This window comes from Yinghuangia sp. YIM S09857 (assembly GCF_051388915.1).
GTDB lineage: Bacteria > Actinomycetota > Actinomycetes > Streptomycetales > Streptomycetaceae > Yinghuangia.
Map to the genome: position 1 here is coordinate 486,733 of NZ_JBPKBH010000003.1, position 20,725 is coordinate 507,457.

Here is a 20,725-nt window from a genome sequence, read left to right on the forward strand (position 1 = left end):
GGCACCTAAATACCGGTAAAACCGGGCGAATCAACCGTGTTGATAGGCCGCGGCGGATGGCGCCGCACCGCGACGGCATACAACAGCCCGGTGACCGCGTACCCCGCGGCGACCGCGGCCAGCACGACCGGGGACCGGCCGTCCGACGGCAGCGCGACCGCCGAGACCGCCGCCGCGCCCACGAAGGCGACGTTGAACAACACGTCGTAGACCGAGAACACCCGGCCCCGGTACGCGTCGTCGACCGTCGTCTGGACGATCGTGTCCACCCCGATCTTCGCGCCCTGCGACACCAGCCCCAGCACGAAGCCCGCCACCAGCATCGGCCCCAGCGCGAACGGCAGGCCGAGCGCCACCTGCGTCAGCGCGCCGGCGAACGCGCACAGCACGATCCACCGCGGCACCCCGATCCGCGGCGTGACAACCGGGGTGAGCACCGCCGCCGCGAAGAACCCCGCCGCCGTGACCCCGACCGTCAGCCCGAGGGTCGCCAGTCCGGCGTCCGTGTCGTCCGGGTCGTTGAACAGGTTGCGGCACAGCAGCAGCGTCATGACGGTGAGCACACCGAAGCAGAACCGCATCGCGGTGATCGCGGCCAGCGCGTGCGCGGGAGCGCGGCGCCGCCACACATGCGCGGCACCCGCTCCGAGTCCGCGCGCGACCCCCGCCAGCGCCTCGCGTACGCCCGGCACCACGCGGTCCGGGTCCGGGCCCAGCAGCCCGACCGCCATCGTCGCCGCGACCGCCGCCGAACACAGGTACAGCGCACCGGAGATGAGAATCACCAGCGCGGTCGCCCCGGACCCCTCCTCGACGAACAGGTGCACCACGAACGCCGCACCCGCACCCGCCGACGCCGCCACCGTGCCCGCCGTCGGCGACACCGCGTTGGCGATCACCAGCCGGTCCTCGGGGACGACGCGCGGCAGCGCGGCCGAAAGGCCCGCGAGCACGAACCGGTTCACCGAGAGCACGAGCAGGCACGCGGCGTAGAAGACCGGGTCCGGCACGTCCCCGAGCACCAGCGCGGCAGTCAGCGCGGCCAGCACCGCACGCAGCAGATTGCAGCGCACCAGCACCTGCCGCCGCCGCCACCGGTCCAACAGCACCCCGGTGAACGGGCCGACCAGCGAGTACGGCAGCAGCAGCACCGCGAACGCCGCCGCGACGTCGCTCGCCGACGTCTGCTTCTCCGGCGAGAAGAACACGTGCCCGGCCAGCGCGACCTGGAACACGCCGTCCGACAACTGCGAGGTCAGCCGCGTCCCGAACAACCTGCGGAAGTCGCGCAGGCGCAGCAGGGACGCGAGATCGCGCAGCAGGGTCACGGACGCAAACGTACCGGTGCCCCCGACGCCGGGCCCGGTCAGCACCGCACATCACCGCACGTCGAGGGGGCGGGTCCACGGCAAGAGGCCCGGCGGAACCCCTCGGGTTCCACCGGGCCTCTCACAGGTCGACCACAAGTCGATCACCGGTCGCTCCGGGCCGCGTGGGTCGGCCCGGGAACCGGGGAGGTGTCAGCGCGTCAGCGCTCGACCTCACCGGCGATGAACTTCTCGACGGCGTCGCGGGCCTCGTCGTCGAAGTACTGCACGGGCGGCGACTTCATGAAGTACGACGAAGCGGACAGAATCGGGCCGCCGATGCCGCGGTCCTTGGCGATCTTCGCGGCGCGCACCGCGTCGATGATGACACCGGCCGAGTTCGGGGAGTCCCAGACCTCCAGCTTGTACTCCAGGTTCAGCGGGACGTCGCCGAACGCGCGGCCTTCGAGGCGGACGTACGCCCACTTGCGGTCGTCGAGCCACGCGACGTAGTCCGACGGGCCGATGTGCACGTTCTTCGCGCCCAGGTCGCGGTCGACCTGCGAGGTGACGGCCTGCGTCTTGGAGATCTTCTTCGACTCCAGGCGGTCGCGCTCCAACATGTTCATGAAGTCCATGTTGCCGCCGACGTTGAGCTGCATGGTGCGTTCGAGGATGACACCGCGGTCCTCGAACAGCTTTGCCATCACGCGGTGCGTGATGGTCGCGCCCACCTGCGACTTGATGTCGTCGCCGACGATCGGCACGCCGGCCTCGGTGAACTTGTCCGCCCACTCCTTGGTGCCCGCGATGAACACCGGGAGCGCGTTGACGAAGGCGACGCCCGCGTCGATCGCGCACTGGGCGTAGAACTTCGCGGCCTCTTCCGAACCGACCGGCAGGTAGCAGACCAGGACGTCGACCTCGGCGTCCTTGAGCGTCTTGACGATGTCGACGGGGGCCTCGGGGGACTCCTCGATCGTCTGGAGGTAGTACTTGCCGAGGCCGTCCAGGGTGTGACCGCGCTGCACGGTCACGCCGGTCGGAGGCACGTCGCAGATCTTGATGGTGTTGTTCTCGCTGGCGCCGATGGCGTCCGCCAGATCGAACCCGACCTTCTTCGCGTCCACGTCGAACGCGGCAACGAACTTGACGTCACGCACGTGGTAGTCGCCGAACTGCACGTGCATGAGGCCGGGTACGCGGCTGTTGGGGTCGGCGTCCTTGTAGTACTCGACGCCCTGCACCAGCGAAGCGGCGCAGTTGCCCACGCCGACGATGGCTACGCGAACCGAACCCATTCCGGTTGCTCCCTGTGTTCTCAATGAGGCCAGCCCGAAGGCGGACTTCAACTGGTTGCTGCGGACGGGTCCGAGGCCGCGTCCTGCTTGGTCTGCCGGGGCTCATCCCCGGCGTCGGTGTCATCGGCGCCGTCGGCCTCCGGGGTCTCCCCGGCGACGCGTTCGGCGGTGATGAGCTCGTTCAGCCAACGCACCTCACGCTCGACCGACTCCAGACCGTGGCGCTGGAGTTCGAGCGTGTATCCGTCGAGCCGCTCCCGCGTGCTCGACAGCGAGTTGCGCACCCGCTCCAGGCGCTCTTCGAGCTTGCTGCGGCGGCCTTCGAGGATGCGCATGCGCACCTCGCGGTCGGTGCGCCCGAAGAAGGCGAAGTGCACCCCGAAGTTCTCGTCCTCCCAGGTCGTGGACCCGGATTCGGAGAGCAACTCCTGGAAGTGCTCCTTGCCCTGCGCCGTCAGTTTGTACACGATGCGGGCCCGCTTGCCCCCGGCCAGTGCCGCGGCGACCTGCTCGGGCTCCTCCTCGGTGATCCATCCCCGTTCGAGCAGGGACTTCAGACACGGGTAGAGGGTGCCGTACGCGATGGCGCGGAAGGGGCCGAGCACGGTGTTGAGCCGCTTGCGCAGCTCGTACCCGTGCATGGGTGTGTCGTGCAAAAGGCCGAGAGTGGCGAACTCGAGGACGCCTCCGCGCCTGCTCATCCGCTTCCCTCCAACCTGAGCGGTTCCGGCTGTCGTATCGGCTCGATGTATCGAGTCGATACATCGGAACGATAGGTCTCTTGCTCCCGGCGTGCAAGGAGGGGTCCGGTGACGGAAGTCACAGGCAGGTCACGCGGCGGTCTCGCCCCGGTCACCTCGCGGACATTCGCCGGTCGTTCGGGGGATTCACCCGGACGGACGCCGGGGCGCGGAAGGGTCGCGGAGCGCGGCAACACGCCGGGGAATGCAGTTCCCGGGCCGTTCACTCGGGCGGGTATGCCCCGAGGAGTCCGTCTTTTGGGCGTTGCGTCCGCGCGTAGTCTGGTCCGCCGTGTGGTACCTCCGAGCGCTCCCGCTCCCGTGCAAGGCCGTCGATCCGGACATCGCCGCCACCGGCCGGTCCGGACGCGCGCGCAACCTTCCGCGGCCGGGGCGCGTCCTGGGGAACGGACAGCCACGACCCGTACGGCCGACCCCCGTCGTGCGGCCGAGGAGCAGCGAATACGCATGAGTGAACACCGTCGCAGGTCGTCACAGCCGCGTCCCGAGGGGCGCGGCGCTTCGCATGTTCGGGGGAGCATGCCGTCCGCGGGTGCCGCGGGTGCCGGTGCCGCGGGCCCGGCCGGTCCGCGGCGGGCGGCGGGTGCGTCGCCCGGGGCCGCGCCGCGGGAGCCGGGGCGGAATCCGGCGCAGAGCACCCCGACGGCCTCCCCGTCGGGATCCGGGGGGTCGGCGCCGGAGTCCGGTGAGCGGCCGATGACGCGGATGGAGGCCCGGCAGGCGGCCCGGTCCGGCGGTCGCGGCGGCGGGCGGGGCAAGGGCGGCGGACGCGGGGGCGGCGGCGGTCCGTCCGGCCCCGGGCGCGACGACGAGGGGGCCGGCACCGCGCCGGGCGGCCGCGGCAGGGGCAAGGGCCCGGTCGGGAAGGACGGCAAGAAGAAGCGCCGCTTCATCGACTACCCGCGGTACGGCAAGAAGGGCGTGCGGCGCTGGCTGCCGTCCTTCAAGCAGATCCTCGCGATGTTCCTCTTCTTCATCGGCTCGCTGATCGGCCTGGCCGGCCTCGCCTACTCGCTGGTCGAGATCCCGGACGTCAACGCGGCGACGCAGATCCAGTCGAACATCTACTACTACTCCGACGGCACCACCGAGATCGGGCAGTCCGGCAAGTACAACCGGCAGAACGTCAAGCTCGACCAGGTGCCCAAGGACGTCCAGCACGCGGTGCTCGCGGCGGAGAACCGCACCTTCTACTCCGACTCCGGCGTCTCGCCGAAGGGCCTCACGCGCGCCGCGGTCGCGATGGCCAAGGGCGGCCCGACGCAGGGCGGCTCGACGATCACCCAGCAGTACGTCAAGAACGCGTTCCTGTCGCAGGAGCAGTCCTTCGAACGCAAGTTCAAGGAGATGTTCATCGCGATAAAGGTCGACCGGCAGATGACCAAGGACGAGATCCTGGCCGGGTACCTGAACACGTCGTTCTACGGGCGCAACGCGTACGGCATCCAGGCGGCCGCGCAGGCCTACTACAACAAGAACGTCAACGACCTCACGGTCGGCGAGGGCGCGTACATCTCGACGCTGCTCAACGCGCCGAGCATCAACGACGTGTGGGTCAACGGCGAGGTCAGCGAGAGCCGGCTGAACCGCGTGCAGGGCCGCTGGAAGTGGATTCTCAACGGCATGGTCGAGATGAAGTGGATCGACCAGGCCACCGCCGACGCCCAGCAGTTCCCGATGCCGATCAAGCCGCAGCCCGCGGCCGGCAAGAAGGGCCAGGCCGGCTACCTGATGCAGGTCGCCAACGACTACCTGATCGACCACAAGCTGGTCAGCGCGGAGGAACTGGCGCTCGGCGGCTACAAGATCGTCACGACGTTCGACAAGGCGAAGCAGGACGCCGCGGTCGCGGCCGTCGAGCAGCAGCTCACCGCGCGCCTCAAGCCGGACCAGCGCGAGGCGGACAAGTACCTGAGAACCGGTGTCGCGTCGGTGCTGCCGGGGGACGGCGCGGTGGTCGCGCTGTACGGCGGGCCGGACTTCTTCAAGCAGGAGTTCAACGACGCCACCCGCGACGACATCCAGGTCGGCTCGACGTTCAAGCCCTTCGTGGTCGCCGCGGCGCTGAGGGACGGCAAGTACGACGGGAAGCCGATCACCGTCGAGGACCTGTACAACGCGGACAACAAGATCCCGGTGATCATGCCGAACGGCAAGAAGTGGGAGGACAAGCAGGGCGTCTACCTGGTGCCGAACGAAAACGGCAGGGACTACGGGAAGATGAGCATCCGCGAGTCCATGGAGAGATCCCTGAACCCGGTGTTCACCCAGCTCGCCGCCGACGTCGGCTTCGACAAGGTGAAACAGGCGGCGATCGACGCGGGGCTGCCGCCGGACACCCCGGGCCTCGACAAGCTGACCCCGGCCATGGCCCTCGGCACCAGTGAGCCTTCGCCGCTCGACATGGCGAGCGCGTACGCGACGTTCGCGGCCCGCGGCAAGCACGCGGACCCGTACGTCATCAAGGACCTCGCCAAGAACGACAAGAAGATCGACGTCCCGAAGCCCGAGGTCAAGCAGGTCTTCGACGAGGAAGTCGCCGACACCATCAACGACATGCTGATCGGCGTCATCCAGGACAAGGACGGAACCGGCGACAAGGCGAAGGCGCTGGGACGGCCCGCGGCCGGCAAGACGGGTACCACGGACGGGAACTTCTCCGCGTGGTTCGTCGGGTACACGCCGAACCTGGCGACCTCGGTGGCGCTGTTCCGCGAGGACGAGTCCACCAAGCGCCGCGACCTGAAGGGCCTGCTCGGGGAGGACGAGACGCACGGTGGCGCGGTGCCGACGGAGATCTGGACGGCGTACATGAAGGCCGCGATGCAGGGCATGCCCGCGCCGGACTTCATCAAGCCGGCCAACCCGGCGCCCAAGCAGTCGGCGACGCCGACCGCGCCCGCGACCACGGCACCGCCGTCGTCGTCCGCACCGCCCACCTCCGCCCCGCCGACGGGGCCGCCGCCGCCGACCGGTCCGACGTCCGAGCCGCCGCCGAGCACCAGCACGGCACCGCCGACCTCGAACACGCCGGACCCGGACGACACCACCGGGCCGCCCGGGACGACGGGTCCGCCGAGCACCGGGACGAAGCCGACCAACACCAGAACGCGGCCGCCGATCTTCGGCGACGGCTGACCGCCGGGCCGTGCGCCGCCCCGTACGATCGCTGTGCCCCGCCGCCCGCGCGGTGGGGCACACGCGTAAGCCGATGTGCCAGAGCACCCGTGCCCCTGCGAGAGGATTGGCGGCATGATGCCGAATCCGACCGAGCCCGTCCTGCCCACGCATGACGACCCGGTCATGCGTACGGGCAGCGAGGTCGTGGGCGGACCCGCCGGCAAGCGGATCCGGTTCGGGCCGAGCAGCGCGTGGTGGAACGCCACGCGCGTGCTGATCCTGCTCGCCGTGATGACCTTCGCGCTGGGGCTGGTGCAGAAGAAGCCGTGCTACGACGGCGCCTGGTTCGGGGTCGGCTCCCAGTACTCGAAGGTCTGCTACAGCGACATGCCGCACCTGTACCAGGGGCGCGGCTTCGCGGACGGCGCGGTGCCGTACTTCGAGAAGACGCCCGACGAGAACATGGAGTACCTGGAGTACCCGGTCCTCACCGGCGGCGTCATGTACTTCGCCGGGGTGGTCGCGCGCGAGCTGGGCGACGACCTGGAGGCGGAGAAGAAGTGGTTCGTCATGGTCAACGCGTTGATCATGATGGCCTGCGCGGTCGTGGTCGTGGTGGCGGTCGCGCGAACATCCGGGCGCAGATTCTGGGACGCGGCGATCGTCGCGACGGCCCCGGTCCTCGCGCTCAACGGCATCATCAACTGGGACCTGTTCGCGGTCGCCATCACGGCGGTGGCGATGATGGCCTGGGCCCGAAAGAACGTGGTGCTCGCGGGCATTCTGATCGGTTTGGCGACGGCCGCGAAGCTCTATCCGGTCCTGCTGCTGGGCCCGCTGTTCCTGCTGTGCCTGCGCGCCGGGAAACTCGTCGACTTCGCCAAGGTCACCGGGGCGGCGCTGGCCGCGTGGCTCGCCGTGAACCTGCCGATCATGCTCCAGCGCACACCCGACGGCGACTGGAAGATCCGGGCCGGGTGGAAGCTCTTCTACACCTTCAGCCAGGAACGCGGCGCCGACTTCGGCTCGCTGTGGCTGATCCTGCAACAGCGCGGTCAGGCCATGGACATCGACACGCTCAACGCGTGGGTGTCCGGGCTGCTCATCGCGATGGCGATCGGCATCGGCGCGCTGGCGCTGTGCGCGCCGCGCAGGCCGCGCTTCGCGCAACTCGCGTTCCTGATCGTCGCGGCATTCCTGTTCACCAACAAGGTCTACTCGCCGCAGTACGTGCTGTGGCTGCTGCCGCTGGTGGTGCTGGCCCGGCCGCGCTGGCGCGACGTGCTGATCTGGCAGGCGTGCGAGGTCATCTACTTCCTGGGCGTGTGGCTCTACATCGAGTCGTACGCGGGCGGCGAGGGCTCGAAGGGTCTGTCGCAGAACGCGTACCACGTGGTGATCCTGATCCACCTGCTCGGCATCCTGTACATCTCCGCGCTCGTGGTGCGCGACATCCTGTGGCCCGACCGCGACCCGGTGCGCCGTGACGGCAGCGACGACCCGTCGGGCGGGGTGCTCGACCGCGCCCCGGACGTCCTGGCGTTCGTCCCCGGCAGGCGCGTCGCGTGGTCCGGGCGCGGCTACGAGGACGACGCGGACAGCCTCGACAACGCCCGCCAGGGCGTTCCGGTCGGGCCGCGCGGCGCGCCCGGCGACATGCCCGGCAAGATCTCCGCGTAGCCCGGACGACGGCAGGACAGCGAGCGACGACAGGGAGAACGGGGCGCGTGACCAGTACGGACGCCGAGCCGAGCACCGACACCGCGAAGCCGTCGGCCGCCGTGACCGGGGGCCGCCTCGGGGCGGCGGTGCTGCGATGGCTGCGCATGCCGTCGCGCGACGACCGCGCCGCGCTCGCGGTGTGGCTGGTGACGCGGCCCGCGATGTTCCTGCTGGTCGGGGCGTCCAGCTGGATCTTCGCGGCGGAGGGCGCGACGCAGCCGACGGGTTACCTCGACACGTGGGACCGCTGGGACTTCCGGCATTTCCGGACCATCGGGGAGTTCGGTTACGACGGGAACCCGAAGGCCGGGCCTCCGGTGCCGCTGGAGGCGTTCTTCCCCGGGTTCCCCTATCTCCTCAAGGCCGTTCACCTGGTCGTGGGGAACTGGGTCGTGGCGGGCCTGCTCATCTCGTTCGTGTGTGGCGGCGTCGCGATGGTGCTGTTGTCGCGCATCGCGGGGCTGGAGAACCCGTCGGGGACGGGCGAACGCGCGGTGCTGCTCCTGCTGTTGTCGCCGTCGGCGGTCTTCCTGGCGGCGGGCTACACCGAGGCGCTGTTCCTCATGCTGGCGCTCGGCGCGTGGCTGTGCGCCAAGCGCGGGGTGTGGCACTGGGCGGGGATCCTGGCGGCGGGCTCGTTGTTCGTGCGGGTGAACGGCGCGTTCCTGCTGGTGGCGCTGGCGGTGGAGTTCCTGACCGCGAAGGACGGGCGGCGGCGGTGGAAGGACGCGCCGTGGCTGGTCGTCGGCGGGCTGCCGGTGCTCATCTACATGGGCTTCCTGTACCGCCGAACCGGCGACTGGACGGCGTGGAACAGCGCGCAGGCGACCGGGTGGGACCGGCACCTGGTCGGGCCGATCGACGCGTTCACCAACACCTGGGACCGGGCCTTCACCACCGGGCAGGGCACGATTCTCGGGTTCACGTGGATGTACCGCTGGGAGATGCTGGCGGTGGCGGTGGGCGTGGTGCTGACCGGGTACCTGCTGCGCAAGCGGCGTTGGTCGGAGGCGACGTACATCGGCCTGACGGTGGCGTCGCTGGGCATTTCGAGCGCGTACTTCTCGGTGCCGCGGGCGACGCTGCTTTGGTGGCCGCTGTGGATCGTCCTGGCGCAGGTGACGCTGCGTCACAAGGCGGCATTCACCGGCTATTTGGCACTTATTGCGCCGTTTGCTGCGGTTTTCGCACTGCTGTTCGGTGCGGGACGCTGGGCCGGGTAGATTTTCCGATCATTTAGTCTGGCCGCGCACACCGAAGTCCCCCACCGAAGTCCCACGGCGCATCCAACGGAGCCATGCATGTCCAACCCCTTCGGCGACCCCGGTCAGCCCAGCGGTCCCAGCGACCAGGTCCCGCCGCAGTACGGCGGCCAGCAGCCCTACCCGCCGCAGCAGCCGTACGGCGGACAGCCGCCGTACCCGCAGCAGCCGGGCCAGCAGCCCTACCCCCAGCAGCAGCCGTACCCGCAGCAGCCGTACCCGGGCGCGCCGATGGGCTACGTGGAGCCTCGCCGCCGCAAGAAGTGGCCGTGGATCGTGGGCGGCATCGTCGGCCTCGTCGTGGTCCTGGGCGTCATCGGCTACATCGTCGGCAAGGACAGCGCGACCAACGCCAAGCCGGGCGACTGCATCACCGCGAAGTCGAAGGAGCCGAAGATCACCGACTGCGGCAACGCCAACGCCGCGTTCCGGGTGATCGAGAACTTCGAGGACTCCAGCGACCGCAGCAAGTGCGACGCCCCGGAGATCGTGGAGAAGGGCGCGGTGCTCTCGGTGAAGTGGAAGGGCGGGGCCGACGGCGTCCTGTGCCTGACGATCACGAAGAACACCACGTCGGCGGACTTCAGCGCCTTCCAGGCGACCATGTCCCAGAGCCGCCTGGACGATGTCCGCGAGGCGCTCGCCGAGGCCGGTATCGAAGGCGTCAAGTAGTCGGCGAGGCCGTCCCGTTCGCCTGCTCCGCGGGTTCGAGCAGGAACAGCCGGATGGGACGGCCCGCACGGCGCGCGTAGGTGTCGTACGCCGGCCAGACCCGCAGCATCGCCGCCCACAGGCGCTCGCGCTCAGGCCCGCTGTCGTCGACGAGCCGGGCCCGCACGGCGGTTTCCCGGCCGTCGACCGACACCGTCGCGGCCGGGTCGGCGAGCAGGTTGCCGGTCCATGCCGGGTGGTGGCCCCGCCCGAAGTTCGTTCCGGCGACCACGAATCCGCCGTCGGCCGCGGCGTAGATGAGCGGTGACACGCGCGGCTGACCGCTGCGGCGCCCCTTCGTGGTCAGCAGGAGCTGGGTGAAGCCGCGGCCCATCACGGACAAGCGCCCGCGGGTGCGCCGCTGCACTTTGCGGTCGGCGGCGACCATGTACGGCCCCAAGGCCGCCAGCCACCGGGTGTGGCCCAGTCGCCTGAGCCCGCGTGCGTACAACCCCATCGGTCCGCCTCCCCAAGACGTTCCGCGAACTACCCGAACGTGCCTTGCTAGTGCAGGACCACGCGGTCGAAGTGCGTTGTGGTGTGACGCAGTTCCGCGTCCAGCTCCTCGCCGGGGCGCGGCGGCTGCACCTCGCTCGCCAGGAACAGCAGGCTCACCTGCATGTGCGGCGGCTCGGCGAACCAGCGCTGCTTGCCCGCCCAACTGAACGGCGACAGCGTGCGGTTCACGGTCGCCAGGCCCGCGCGGGCGACGCCCTTCGCGCGCGGCATCACGCCGCGGACCGTCTTCGGCGCCTCCAGGCCGACGCCGTGCGCGGTGCCGCCGCTGACCACCAGCAGGTGGCCGTCGGCGGGAGCCTTGCGCTGGCGGTAGCCGTAGCGTTCGCCGCGCGCGATCGGGACGACGTCCAGCACCGTGCCGCGGGCGACCAGCGCGTCGTGGTCGCCGAGCCACAGGTCGGTGCCGATGCGTGGCCGGAACGCCGTGTCGGGGAACCGCTGCTGCACCGCGGCGAGGCCGGCCGCCGAGACGTGGCTGACGAACATCGTGTGCACCGGAAGGCGCGCGGCGCGCAGTCGTTCGACCCAGGCGACCACCTCGGCCGCCGGGTCGGTGCCGTCCGGGTGGTCGAGCGGCAGGTGCACCGAGAAGCCCTCCAGGCGCACCCCGTCCAGCGAACCGCGCAGCGCGACCAGGTCCTCCTCGGTCACGCCGTCGCGCTTCATGCTGGTCATGCAACTGATGACGACGCGGCTGCCGACCAGGTCGCGGGTGCCCTGGACGGAGGCGACCGTGCGGATCACGCGGTCCGGCAGCGGCACCGCGTCCTCGCCGCGCAGGTACGGCGTCAGCACCATCACGCGGCCGTCGAAGTGGTCCTTCAGGCGGGCCGCCTCGTACGTGGTGCCGACCGCGACGGTGTCGACGCCCATCCGCGAGGCCTCGTCGGCGAGGCGCGCGTTGTCGAAGCCGTAGCCGTTGCCCTTCATGACCGGGACTATGCCGGGGTGGGTGTCGCGCACGTGGTCGATGTGCTTGCGCCAGCGCGCGGCGTCGACGTACAGCGAAAGCGACATCGATGGGCCTTCCTTGCTCGGACCGGTGCTGCGACCGGTGCTCGATCCCGTGCTCGTGCGGTGCCTTGCGGAGTGCCGACCGGGGTCAGCGGCGCGACATGTACAGGTCGAGCGCCTTGTGCAGCACCTTGTTGAGCGGGAAGTCCCACTCGCCGAGGTATTCGACCGCCTGCCCGCCGGTGCCCAGCTTGAACTGGATGAGGCCGAACAGGTGGTCGTTCTCGTCGAGCGTGTCGCTGATGCCGCGCAGGTCGTAGACCGAGGCGCCCAAGGCGTACGCGTCCCGCAGCATGCGCCACTGGATCGCGTTCGACGGCCGCACCTCGCGCTTGTGGTTGGCGGACGCACCGTACGAATACCAGACGTGGTCCCCCACGGTCACCATCGTGGTGGACGCGAGCACCTCGCCCTCGTGCTTGGCGAGGTAGAGCCGCATGCGCTCGGGGTCCTCGGCGTTGAGGACGTCCCACATGCGCTCGAAGTACGGGAGCGGCCGCGGCGTGAAGTGGTCGCGCACCGCGGTGACCTTGTAGACCTCGTGGAAGGTCCGGAGGTCCTCGCGGCCGCCCTGGACCACCTCGACCCCGGCCTTCGCGGCCTTCTTGATGTTGCGGCGCCAGAGCTGGTTGAAGCCGGAGTGCACGTCGTCGAGCGAGCGGCGCATCAGCGGCACCTGGAAGACGTACCGCGGCTGAACGTCGCCGAAGCCGGCGCCCGCGGTCTGGTCCTGGAGCCAGCCGAGCCGCCGCAACTGGCGGTTGACGTCGGCGGCGCGCTCGTCGGTCCAGTCGGGCGGGAGGTCGCGCAGGCGCCGCGCGGACTTGGCCGCGATCGCCTTCTTGATGGTCTCCGACTCCCAGCGGTTCACGACGACCGGCGGGCCCATCTTCACCGAGAAGGCGCCCTGCGACTTCAGGTGCGCGAGCATCGGATCGAGCCAGCGGCGCAGGTCGCCGTCGAACCAGTCGATCACCGGGCCCTCGGGCATGTACGCGAGGTACCGCTTGATCTTGGGCAGTTGGCGGTACAGCACCTCGGCGGCGCCGACGACCGAGCCGGTCTCGTCGATCCATCCGATGCTCTCGCTCCGCCACTCGCTCTTCACATCGCCCCACGACGGGCATTGGAGGAAGCTCACGGAGGGCTTGCCCTTGATGAAGGTGAGGTGTTCATCCCGGGTGAGCGACCTCAGGCGCAGGGTCATCGACAGGCTCCTCGGATCGGTTCGGCCGAGTCAGAGGTTACTCGGCCGCGGGCCCTGCGGGTGCAGCGGCGAGCAGAACCGGGCAAACAGTCGGTAATCGGCCGTGCGCGTTTGGCAATCAGCGATTAACAATCGCGAATCAGCAAAGAAACCGCGCGTCGCAACACTCGTGGGCGTCAACCCCTGGAATAAGGAGCCCTGACGCGTGCGAAGAATATCCCTGGGCAGACGTGCGGCCAGACTGGCGGCCGTTTCCCTCGCCGTGGCCCTCGCCACCACCGCCTGTGCGTCCGACGAGAGTACGTCGAAGGGATCGGCCGGAGCGGACACCAGCGGCGACACCGTGAAGGTCGGCGTGCTGCATTCCCTCAGCGGCACGATGGCCATTTCCGAGGTCACCGTGAAGGACTCGGTGCTGCTCGCGATCGAGGAGATCAACGCCAGGGGCGGCGTCCTCGGCAAGAAGATCTCCGCGGTCACCGAGGACGGCGCCTCCGACTGGCCGACCTTCGCCGAGAAGGCGGAGAAGCTCATCTCGAAGGACAAGGTCGCGGTCACGTTCGGCGGCTGGACCTCGGCGAGCCGCAAGGCGATGCTGCCGGTCTTCGAGAAGAACAAGCAGCTCCTGTTCTACCCGGTGCAGTACGAGGGCCTGGAATCCTCGCCGTACATCTTCTACACCGGTGCCACCACCAACCAGCAGATCGTGCCCGGCCTCGACTACCTGAAGTCGCAGGGCAAGAAGAAAATCTTCCTGGTCGGCAGCGATTACGTCTTCCCGCGCACCGCCAACAAGATCATCAAGGCGTACGCCGAGGCGAACGGCATGGAGGTCGTCGGCGAGGAGTACACGCCGCTCGGCCACACCGAGTACAGCACCGTCATCAACAAGGTCACCCAGGCCAAGCCGGACGCCGTGTTCAACACCCTCAACGGCGACAGCAACGTGGCCTTCTTCAAGCAGCTCCGCAGCACCGGCATCGGCGCCGACCAGATGCCGGTCCTGTCGGTGAGCGTGGCCGAGGAAGAGGTCCGCGGCATCGGCCCGGACTACCTCAAGGGCCAGCCGGTGGCCTGGAACTACTACCAGACCACCGAGGGCGCGCGGAACACCGAATTCGTCGCCGCGTACAAGGCGAAGTACGGCGCGGACAAGGTGACCTCCGACCCGATGGAGGCCGGCTACAACTCGGTCTACCTGTGGAAGGCCGCGGTCGAGAAGGCCGGGAGTTTCGATCCGGAGGCCGTCAGGAAAGCCTGCGACGGCGTATCGATCGACGCCCCGGAAGGCAAGGTCACCATCGACGGCGCGACGCAGCACGTCTACAAGACGGCCCGCATCGGCGTCGTCCAGGACGACGGACTCATCAAGGAAGTGTGGAGTTCCGGGCAGCCCATCAAGCCGGACCCGTACCTCAAGGAATACCCGTGGGCCAAGGACCTGTCCTGACCGCCCGCTGATCCACCGCAGCGCCCGCCGGACTCCGCTCGGCCCCGTTCCGCGGGGCGGAGTCCGGCCGGGCGCCGGCGGATTCCGCCGTCCCCGGATACCGGGGATTCGGAGGGATCCGGAGGAAAGGGAGATCCGTTGAACGCCTTCATGAACCAGTTGCCGATCGGGCTTTCCATCGGCGCGGTCCTGCTTCTCATCGCCCTCGGCCTGACGTTCACGTTCGGGCAGATGGGCGTCATCAACATGGCGCACGGCGAATTCATCATGGCCGGTGCGTACACCGCCTACATGCTCCAGGACTGGGCGGGCCGCCAGGCCGTCCTGGTCGCCCTGCCCGTCGCGTTCGCCGTCGCGGGGCTGATGGGGCTCGTCCTGGAACGCACGCTCATCCGCCGCTTCTACGGCCGTCCGCTCGACACGCTGCTGCTGACCTGGGGTGTGAGCCTGATCCTCCAGCAGGTGGCGCGCGACCTCTTCGGCGCCCCGAACGTGCAGGTCAAGGCGCCCACTTGGCTCGTCGGCGGCGGCGAATGGCTGGGTATCCGGCTGCCGTACGCCCGCGTCTTCATCTTCACCCTGGCCGTGGTGTGCGTCGTGGCCATCTGGTTCTACCTGGCCCGCACCAAGCAGGGCCGCCGTATGCAGGCGGTCATGCAGAACCGCCAGCTCGCGGCGTGCAGCGGCATCGCCACCTCGCGGGTCGACCAGCGCACGTTCTTCATCGGCTCCGGCCTCGCCGGGGTCGCCGGCGTCGCCCTCACCCTCATCGGCCCCGTCGGCCCGGCCCTCGGGACCTACTACATCGTCGACGCCTTCCTCGTGGTCGTCGCGGGCGGTCTCGGACGGCTCCAGGGCGCGGTCATCGCCGCGTTCTTCCTCGGACTCGTCAACAGCTACGTCGAGTTCTGGTCCGACGCCTCACTCGCCAAGGTGGTGGTCTTCGCCGTGATCATCGCGTTCCTGCAACTGCGGCCTCAGGGGCTGTTCGTGCTGCGCTCCAGGAAGCTGACATGACGGGCGGCACGCGGCCCGCGGTCGGCGGTCCCGACGACACCACGGCCAAGAACGGGACGGGAGGCGGCGGTTCGGGTCCACGCGAGCCGTTCCTGCGGCGGCTGCGTTCCGGCACCGCGAAGTGGCACGGGCCCATCGGGTTCCTCGCCGTCGCGCTGCTGGTCTTCGCCGTCGCGCCGGCGACCCTCTCGCCGTTCCGCCTCGAACTCCTCGCAAAATACCTGTGCTTCGCCATCGCCGCGTTGGGCATCGGCCTCGCGTGGGGCAAGGGCGGCATGCTCACCCTCGGCCAGGGCGTGTTCTTCGGCCTGGGCGGCTACGCGATGGCCATGCACCTCAAGCTCGCCGAGGCCGGGCCGGGCGAGCTGCCCGACTTCATGGTGTGGAGCGGCGTCGAGGAACTGCCCATGCTGTGGGAGCCGTTCCGGCAGCCGTGGTTCGCGATCCTCATGGTGGTGCTGCTGCCGGGGACGGTCGCGGCGCTGCTGGGCATGCTGGTGTTCGGACGGCGGGTGCGCGGCGCGTACTTCGCGATCCTCACGCAGGCGCTCGCCGCGGCCTTCGTCATCTGGCTGGTCGGCGAGCAGGGCCTGACCGGCGGCACGAACGGGCTCACCAACTTCACCTCCTTCTTCGGACTCGACCTCGCGAGCGACGCGGACAAGCGCGTGCTGTACTTCGCGGTCGCGACCGTGCTGGGGCTTCTCTACCTGGGATTCCGGCAGTTGGTCGCCAGCCGCTTCGGACGGCTGCTGATCGCGGTGCGGGACGGCGAGGACCGGGTGCGGTTCCTCGGCTACGACCCGGCGGTGGTCAAGACGGTCGCGTTCACGCTGTCCGCGATCTCGGCGGGCATCGCCGGGGCGCTGTTCGTCCCGGTCGTCGGCATCATCTCGCCGGCGCTGCTGGGTGTCGTGCCGTCCCTCGAACTGGTCTTCGCGGTCGCGGTCGGCGGGCGGTACGTGCTGGCCGGGGCGGTCCTCGGCGCGGTGCTGCTCAACTACGCCAAGACCACGTTCTCGGAGAACTGGGCGGGCGGCTGGCTCTATCTCCAGGGCGCGCTGTTCATCGCGGTGATGGCGTACGCGCCCAAGGGAGTCGTCGGGGTCGCGGGCCAGATACGCGACTTCACCGCCGAGCAGGCCCGGCGCCTGGGCCGAGGCCGCTCGGACGATCCGCGGAGGCCGGGACCGGGACGCCGCGTCCCTCCGGCGCGCGAGGTGGCGGAGGTGCCCCAGGTGTCAAAGGGGTCGGGAGAGACGTCGGAGGTGGTGGCATGACCGGCACCGAACCGCTGCTGAGAATCAGCGGATTGTCCGTGGTGTTCGACGGGTTCCGTGCCATCGACGGCATCGACCTGTCGGTGGCCGAGGGCGAACTGCGTTTCCTGATCGGCCCCAACGGTGCCGGGAAGACCACGCTGATCGACGTCGTCACCGGGCTGACCAGACCCACCGAGGGCAGCGTCGTGTTCGCCGGGAAGGAACTCGTCGGCAAGCGCGAGCACCAGGTGGTCCGGCTCGGTGTCGGGCGTACGTTCCAAACCGCCGTGGTGTTCGAGGAGTTGACCGTCGAGGAGAACGTGGACCTGGCGGCCGGCTTCCGCATGCGCTTCCCGGCGCTGCTGCGGCGGCGCAAGGGGCGTACCGACGCGGTGGCCTCGGTGCTCGACCGGGCGGGGCTCCTCGACCTCGCCGAACGCCCGGCCGCGGTGCTGTCCCACGGACAGCGCCAGTGGCTGGAGATCGCCATGCTGCTGGCCCAGGAGCCGCGCCTGCTGCTGCTCGACGAGCCGGTGGCCGGGATGTCGCGCGAGGAGCGGGAGCGTACCGGCGAATTGCTCGCCGAGATCGCACGCGACCGGACGGTCGTGGTGATCGAGCACGACATGGAGTTCGTGCGGACGTACGCGTCCGCGGTGACCGTGCTGCACGAGGGCCGCGTCCTCACCGAGGGCGACATGGCGCAGGTGCAGGCCGACCCCAAGGTGCAGGAGGTCTACTTGGGCCGCTCCCGCGACACCAGGGCGGCCGAGCCGGTGCCGGTGGGCGCGGGGGATGCCGAGGGCGGCGTACGGGAGGGGGTGGCCTGATGCTGGAGGTGACCGGGCTCGAAGTGGCGTACGGGCGCGCGCAGGTGCTCTTCGGCGTCGACCTCGCGGTGGCCGCCGGATCGCTGACGTGTGTGATGGGCCGCAACGGAGTGGGCAAGACGACGCTGCTGAACGCGGTGATGGGCGTACTCCCCACGCGCGGCGGCACGGTCGTGTTCGACGGCCGTGACATCACCAAGTTGTCCACACACCAGCGCGTACGCCTGGGCATGGGCTATGTGCCGCAGGGGCACGAGACGTTCGCGCAACTCACGGTGGCGGAGAACCTCCGTGTGACGTGGGAGGCGAGTGGTGCCAACGACCGCGGCGTCATCGACGAGGCGCTGGACGTCTTCCCGCGGCTGCGCCCGCTGCTCAAGCGGCGGGCCGGATTCCTGTCCGGCGGGCAGCAGCAGCAACTCGCGATCGCGCGGGCGCTGGTGACACGGCCGCGCATGCTGATCCTCGACGAGCCGACCGAGGGCATCCAGCCGTCGATCGTCGCCGAGATCGAGGACGTGATCGAGCAGCTGCACAAGGAGCGCGGGCTCGCGGTGCTGCTCGTCGAGCAGTACCTCGACTTCGCGATGCGGCTCGCGGACCGCTTCACCGTGCTGGACGCGGGGGTCGTGGTGCACGAGGGGGCGGGGGCCGAGCTGGAGGACGAGCAGGTGCAGCGGCTGCTGGCCGTCTAGCGGGTGCCGGCAGTTCAGCGGGTGGCGACCGTTTCAGCGCGTGGTGGGGGGGGGGGGGGGGGGGGGGGGGGGGGGGACCAGCAAGCNTGGAGGACGAGCAGGTGCAGCGGCTGCTGGCCGTCTAGCGGGTGCCGGCAGTTCAGCGGGTGGCGACCGTTTCAGCGCGTGGTGGCCGCGCCCGGATGTCCGGGCGCGGCCACCTCAAGTGCTCACAGGGGGTTGCGTGGAGTTGCGGAGCGTCAGTACAAGCCGCCGTTGGCCATGTTGATGAAGAGGCCGACGGCCGCCCCGCCGAGCCCGATGACCAGCACGAACCGCTCCAGCGTCGTCGCCGAGATCATCTGGCCGCCGAGGCCCACGATCACGCCCGCGAGGCCGCTCCAGGCCCCGAGGATGTGCAGGCTGGGGAAAAACGCGCACACGATGGCCACGATTCCGAACACCACGGTCGCCGCCGCGAGGGCGTTCTCCTTGGTGTGCGGCTTGTCGTCGTGGACGCGGTTGATCGAGCTGAGGTTGAGCACGGCCATCGGGCCGCGGCGCATGGTCTGACCCATCTCGCACCTCCGGGGGTGGACACGGGGGTACGGACGATTTGTCCGTGATCTCCCTACCACAGGGTGCATCCGGCGCGCGGCGGATTTCAACAGATAGCGCGCCGCCAGGTACGCTGTACCGTCCGCAGCGCCATGGTCGCCGCCCTCGTCGGGCGGTGTGCCGGGCTGCCGCGGTCTACGCAAAGCCCTCCTGTCACGGAGATTCCGTGGCCGTATCAGTCCATAGGAGGTGGGTGTTCTCATGCGTAACTACGAGCTCATGGTCATCCTCGACCCGGACCTCGAAGAGCGTGCCGTCTCGCCGCTGATCGAGCAGTTCCTGAACGTCGTCCGCAACGGCGGCGGCAAGGTCGAGAAGGTCGACACGTGGGGCCGTCGCCGGCTCTCGTACGAGATCAAGAAGAAGTCCGAGGGCATCTACGCCGTCGTGGACCTGGCCGCGGAGCCCGCGGTCATCAAGGAACTCGACCGCCAGATGAACCTCAACGAGTCGGTCATGCGCACCAAGGTGCTGCGTCCCGACCAGCGGTAACCAGTCGCACCGGATACCGACGACACCGTCATCCGACACCGTCACCAACGCGCAGGGGAAGGCAAGGCATGGCAGGCGACACCGTCATCACCGTGGTCGGGAATCTGACCGCCGACCCTGAACTGCGCTTCACCCCCAGCGGTGCGGCCGTCGCGAACTTCACCGTGGCCTCCACGCCGCGGACGTTCGACCGGCAGACCAACGAGTGGAAGGACGGCGAAGCGCTGTTCCTCCGCTGCTCGGTTTGGCGGCAGGCGGCCGAGAACGTGGCCGAGTCCCTCCAGAAGGGCATGCAGGTCATCGTCCAGGGGCGCCTGAAGCAGCGGTCGTACCAGACCAAGGAAGGCGAGAACCGGACGGTCTACGAGCTGGAGGTCGACGAGATCGGCCCCTCGCTCAAGTTCGCGACCGCGAAGGTCACGAAGGCCGGCCGGGGTGGCGGCGGCGGTGGTGGTCAGTACAACCGCGGCGGTGGTTACGGCGGTCCGCAGGGCGGCGGCCAGCAGGGTGGCTACGGCGGTCCTCCGTCGGGCAACTCCGGTCCGGCCGACGACCCGTGGTCGTCCCCCGGCGGTGGCAACACCGGCGGCGGGGGCGGCGGCTGGGGATCCCAGCCCGGCGGATACACGGACGAACCCCCGTTCTAGGACGCCCGCGCGACTCCGCGTCGCGCGCGTCCGGACGAATACTTCTTGATCTGGAGAAAGAGCATGGCGAAGCCGCCTGCGCGCAAGCCGAAGAAGAAGGTTTGCGTGTTCTGCAAGGAGAAGATCTCCTACGTCGACTACAAGGACACGAACCTGCTGCGGAAGTTCATTTCCGACCGCGGCAAGATCCGTGCCCGTCGCGTGACCGGCAACTGCACGCAGCACCAGCGTGACGTCGCCACGGCCGTCAAGAACAGCCGTGAGATGGCGCTGCTGCCGTACACCAGCACGGCGCGCTGAGAGAGGGTGGACTTGATATGAAGCTCATCCTCACCCACGAGGTCACCGGGCTCGGCGAGCCCGGCGACATCATCGAGGTCAAGGACGGCTACGGCCGCAACTACCTCATCCCGCGCGGTTTCGCGATCCGCTGGTCCAAGGGTGGTGAGAAGGAGGTCGCCTCCATCCGCCGTGCCCGCAAGGTCCGCGAGATCAAGAACCTGGACCAGGCGAACGAGGTCAAGGCGCAGCTCACCGGTCTCAAGGTGAAGCTCGCGACCCGTGCCGGCGAAAGCGGGCGTCTGTTCGGATCCGTCACCGTCGCCGACGTCGCGTCCGCGATCAAGGCGGCCGGTGGTCCGGAGCTGGACAAGCGCCGCGTCGAGCTCGGTGCGCCGATCAAGACCCTCGGCACGCACCGGGTCACGGTCCGCCTCCACCCGGAGGTCTCCGCCGCTCTCGACCTCGACGTCGTTTCGGCCTGACCTGACCGCACCCCCTGAAGGGGCGCGGCTCCTACAGGAGCCGCGGG

20 protein-coding genes are annotated in these 20,725 nt (G+C 69.6%); 13 read left to right on the forward strand and 7 right to left on the reverse strand.

The features are described 5' to 3' along the window. Positions 1 to 5: 5 nt before the first annotated feature. From ACRX5S_RS08225 to ACRX5S_RS08235, 3 genes are all read right to left on the reverse strand, one after another. Entirely contained in the window at positions 6 to 1,328 is a 1,323-nt protein-coding gene (locus ACRX5S_RS08225) for an MFS transporter (protein ID WP_436772113.1), read from the reverse strand. Positions 1,329 to 1,528: 200 nt separating this feature from the next. Continuing rightward, positions 1,529 to 2,608, reverse strand: coding sequence for an inositol-3-phosphate synthase (locus ACRX5S_RS08230; RefSeq protein ID WP_436772114.1), 1,080 nt, complete (start codon positions 2,606 to 2,608; stop codon positions 1,529 to 1,531). 47 nt (positions 2,609 to 2,655) lie between these two features. Next, positions 2,656 to 3,309, reverse strand: a complete 654-nt coding sequence (locus ACRX5S_RS08235) for a PadR family transcriptional regulator (RefSeq protein ID WP_436772115.1) — start codon at positions 3,307 to 3,309, stop codon at positions 2,656 to 2,658. 756 nt (positions 3,310 to 4,065) lie between these two features. Between ACRX5S_RS08235 and ACRX5S_RS08240 the strand changes: the two genes are divergently transcribed. From ACRX5S_RS08240 to ACRX5S_RS08255, 4 genes are all read left to right on the forward strand, one after another. After that, positions 4,066 to 6,507, forward strand: coding sequence for a transglycosylase domain-containing protein (locus tag ACRX5S_RS08240; RefSeq protein WP_436772116.1), 2,442 nt, complete (start codon positions 4,066 to 4,068; stop codon positions 6,505 to 6,507). Positions 6,508 to 6,621: 114 nt separating this feature from the next. Beyond that, on the forward strand, positions 6,622 to 8,169 hold the full coding sequence (locus ACRX5S_RS08245) for a glycosyltransferase family 87 protein (RefSeq protein ID WP_436772117.1): 1,548 nt from the start codon (positions 6,622 to 6,624) through the stop codon (positions 8,167 to 8,169). 47 nt (positions 8,170 to 8,216) lie between these two features. Then, positions 8,217 to 9,434, forward strand: a complete 1,218-nt coding sequence (locus ACRX5S_RS08250; protein ID WP_436772118.1) for a glycosyltransferase family 39 protein — start codon at positions 8,217 to 8,219, stop codon at positions 9,432 to 9,434. A 78-nt stretch (positions 9,435 to 9,512) separates the two neighbouring features. Continuing rightward, complete coding sequence (locus tag ACRX5S_RS08255; RefSeq protein WP_436772119.1) at positions 9,513 to 10,145, forward strand: LppU/SCO3897 family protein; 633 nt, start codon at positions 9,513 to 9,515, stop codon at positions 10,143 to 10,145. Here ACRX5S_RS08255 and ACRX5S_RS08260 read toward each other — a convergent pair. The 3 genes from ACRX5S_RS08260 to ACRX5S_RS08270 all read right to left on the reverse strand — a co-directional run bounded on the left by ACRX5S_RS08260 (position 10,138) and on the right by ACRX5S_RS08270 (position 12,924). Further along, positions 10,138 to 10,641, reverse strand: a complete 504-nt coding sequence (locus ACRX5S_RS08260) for a nitroreductase/quinone reductase family protein (RefSeq protein WP_436772120.1) — start codon at positions 10,639 to 10,641, stop codon at positions 10,138 to 10,140. The two genes, ACRX5S_RS08255 and ACRX5S_RS08260, sit on opposite strands and share 8 nt — an antisense overlap. A 47-nt stretch (positions 10,642 to 10,688) precedes the next feature. After that, positions 10,689 to 11,720, reverse strand: coding sequence for an alanine racemase (locus ACRX5S_RS08265; protein WP_436772121.1), 1,032 nt, complete (start codon positions 11,718 to 11,720; stop codon positions 10,689 to 10,691). Positions 11,721 to 11,805: 85 nt separating this feature from the next. Further along, positions 11,806 to 12,924 carry a lipid II:glycine glycyltransferase FemX gene (locus ACRX5S_RS08270; protein WP_436772122.1) on the reverse strand — a complete coding sequence of 373 codons (1,119 nt, stop codon included), beginning with the start codon at positions 12,922 to 12,924 and terminating at the stop codon, positions 11,806 to 11,808. Between the two features lie 205 nt (positions 12,925 to 13,129). On the opposite strand from ACRX5S_RS08270, the gene urtA reads away from it, so the two are divergent. From urtA to urtE, 5 genes are all read left to right on the forward strand, one after another. After that, a complete protein-coding gene (urtA, locus tag ACRX5S_RS08275) occupies positions 13,130 to 14,374 on the forward strand; it encodes an urea ABC transporter substrate-binding protein (protein ID WP_436772123.1) in 1,245 nt (414 codons plus the stop codon). A 138-nt stretch (positions 14,375 to 14,512) separates the two neighbouring features. Further along, positions 14,513 to 15,391 carry an urea ABC transporter permease subunit UrtB gene (urtB, locus tag ACRX5S_RS08280; RefSeq protein WP_436772124.1) on the forward strand — a complete coding sequence of 293 codons (879 nt, stop codon included), beginning with the start codon at positions 14,513 to 14,515 and terminating at the stop codon, positions 15,389 to 15,391. Further along, on the forward strand, positions 15,388 to 16,671 hold the full coding sequence (urtC, locus tag ACRX5S_RS08285) for an urea ABC transporter permease subunit UrtC (RefSeq protein ID WP_436772125.1): 1,284 nt from the start codon (positions 15,388 to 15,390) through the stop codon (positions 16,669 to 16,671). Before urtB ends, urtC begins: the two co-directional genes overlap by 4 nt. Continuing rightward, positions 16,668 to 17,483 (forward strand): urea ABC transporter ATP-binding protein UrtD, encoded by an 816-nt coding sequence (gene urtD, locus ACRX5S_RS08290; protein WP_436772126.1) that lies wholly within the window; start codon positions 16,668 to 16,670, stop codon positions 17,481 to 17,483. Before urtC ends, urtD begins: the two co-directional genes overlap by 4 nt. Beyond that, positions 17,483 to 18,178 (forward strand): urea ABC transporter ATP-binding subunit UrtE, encoded by a 696-nt coding sequence (gene urtE, locus ACRX5S_RS08295; protein ID WP_436772127.1) that lies wholly within the window; start codon positions 17,483 to 17,485, stop codon positions 18,176 to 18,178. Before urtD ends, urtE begins: the two co-directional genes overlap by 1 nt. A gap of 239 nt (positions 18,179 to 18,417) precedes the next feature. Here urtE and ACRX5S_RS08300 read toward each other — a convergent pair whose 3' ends face one another. After that, positions 18,418 to 18,735, reverse strand: a complete 318-nt coding sequence (locus tag ACRX5S_RS08300; RefSeq protein WP_436772128.1) for a hypothetical protein — start codon at positions 18,733 to 18,735, stop codon at positions 18,418 to 18,420. A gap of 241 nt (positions 18,736 to 18,976) precedes the next feature. On the opposite strand from ACRX5S_RS08300, the gene rpsF reads away from it, so the two are divergent. The 4 genes from rpsF (at position 18,977) to rplI (ending at position 20,678) form a co-directional block, all read left to right on the forward strand. Next, positions 18,977 to 19,267: a 30S ribosomal protein S6 gene (gene rpsF, locus ACRX5S_RS08305; protein WP_436772129.1), complete on the forward strand. Its 291-nt coding sequence runs from the start codon at positions 18,977 to 18,979 to the stop codon at positions 19,265 to 19,267. Positions 19,268 to 19,335: 68 nt separating this feature from the next. Next, the gene (locus ACRX5S_RS08310; protein WP_436772130.1) at positions 19,336 to 19,914 is read left to right on the forward strand and encodes a single-stranded DNA-binding protein; all 579 of its coding nucleotides are present in this window, start codon (positions 19,336 to 19,338) and stop codon (positions 19,912 to 19,914) included. Between the two features lie 63 nt (positions 19,915 to 19,977). After that, a complete protein-coding gene (rpsR, locus tag ACRX5S_RS08315) occupies positions 19,978 to 20,214 on the forward strand; it encodes a 30S ribosomal protein S18 (protein WP_003978893.1) in 237 nt (78 codons plus the stop codon). A 17-nt stretch (positions 20,215 to 20,231) separates the two neighbouring features. Further along, a complete protein-coding gene (gene rplI, locus ACRX5S_RS08320) occupies positions 20,232 to 20,678 on the forward strand; it encodes a 50S ribosomal protein L9 (protein ID WP_436772131.1) in 447 nt (148 codons plus the stop codon). The last annotated feature ends 47 nt before the right edge of the window (positions 20,679 to 20,725 follow it).

Coding starts and splice junctions, on each gene's coding strand:
- ACRX5S_RS08240 (WP_436772116.1), top strand. CDS start 4,066: ATGACGCGGATGGAGGCCCGGCAGGCGGCCCGGTCCGGCGGTCGCGGC.
- ACRX5S_RS08265 (WP_436772121.1), bottom strand. CDS start 11,720: ATGTCGCTTTCGCTGTACGTCGACGCCGCGCGCTGGCGCAAGCACATC.
- rplI (WP_436772131.1), top strand. CDS start 20,232: ATGAAGCTCATCCTCACCCACGAGGTCACCGGGCTCGGCGAGCCCGGC.
- ACRX5S_RS08255 (WP_436772119.1), top strand. CDS start 9,513: ATGTCCAACCCCTTCGGCGACCCCGGTCAGCCCAGCGGTCCCAGCGAC.
- ACRX5S_RS08235 (WP_436772115.1), bottom strand. CDS start 3,309: ATGAGCAGGCGCGGAGGCGTCCTCGAGTTCGCCACTCTCGGCCTTTTG.
- rpsF (WP_436772129.1), top strand. CDS start 18,977: ATGCGTAACTACGAGCTCATGGTCATCCTCGACCCGGACCTCGAAGAG.
- ACRX5S_RS08245 (WP_436772117.1), top strand. CDS start 6,622: ATGATGCCGAATCCGACCGAGCCCGTCCTGCCCACGCATGACGACCCG.
- urtE (WP_436772127.1), top strand. CDS start 17,483: ATGCTGGAGGTGACCGGGCTCGAAGTGGCGTACGGGCGCGCGCAGGTG.
- urtC (WP_436772125.1), top strand. CDS start 15,388: ATGACGGGCGGCACGCGGCCCGCGGTCGGCGGTCCCGACGACACCACG.
- urtD (WP_436772126.1), top strand. CDS start 16,668: ATGACCGGCACCGAACCGCTGCTGAGAATCAGCGGATTGTCCGTGGTG.
- ACRX5S_RS08230 (WP_436772114.1), bottom strand. CDS start 2,608: ATGGGTTCGGTTCGCGTAGCCATCGTCGGCGTGGGCAACTGCGCCGCT.
- rpsR (WP_003978893.1), top strand. CDS start 19,978: ATGGCGAAGCCGCCTGCGCGCAAGCCGAAGAAGAAGGTTTGCGTGTTC.
- ACRX5S_RS08270 (WP_436772122.1), bottom strand. CDS start 12,924: ATGACCCTGCGCCTGAGGTCGCTCACCCGGGATGAACACCTCACCTTC.
- ACRX5S_RS08300 (WP_436772128.1), bottom strand. CDS start 18,735: ATGGGTCAGACCATGCGCCGCGGCCCGATGGCCGTGCTCAACCTCAGC.
- ACRX5S_RS08310 (WP_436772130.1), top strand. CDS start 19,336: ATGGCAGGCGACACCGTCATCACCGTGGTCGGGAATCTGACCGCCGAC.
- ACRX5S_RS08260 (WP_436772120.1), bottom strand. CDS start 10,641: ATGGGGTTGTACGCACGCGGGCTCAGGCGACTGGGCCACACCCGGTGG.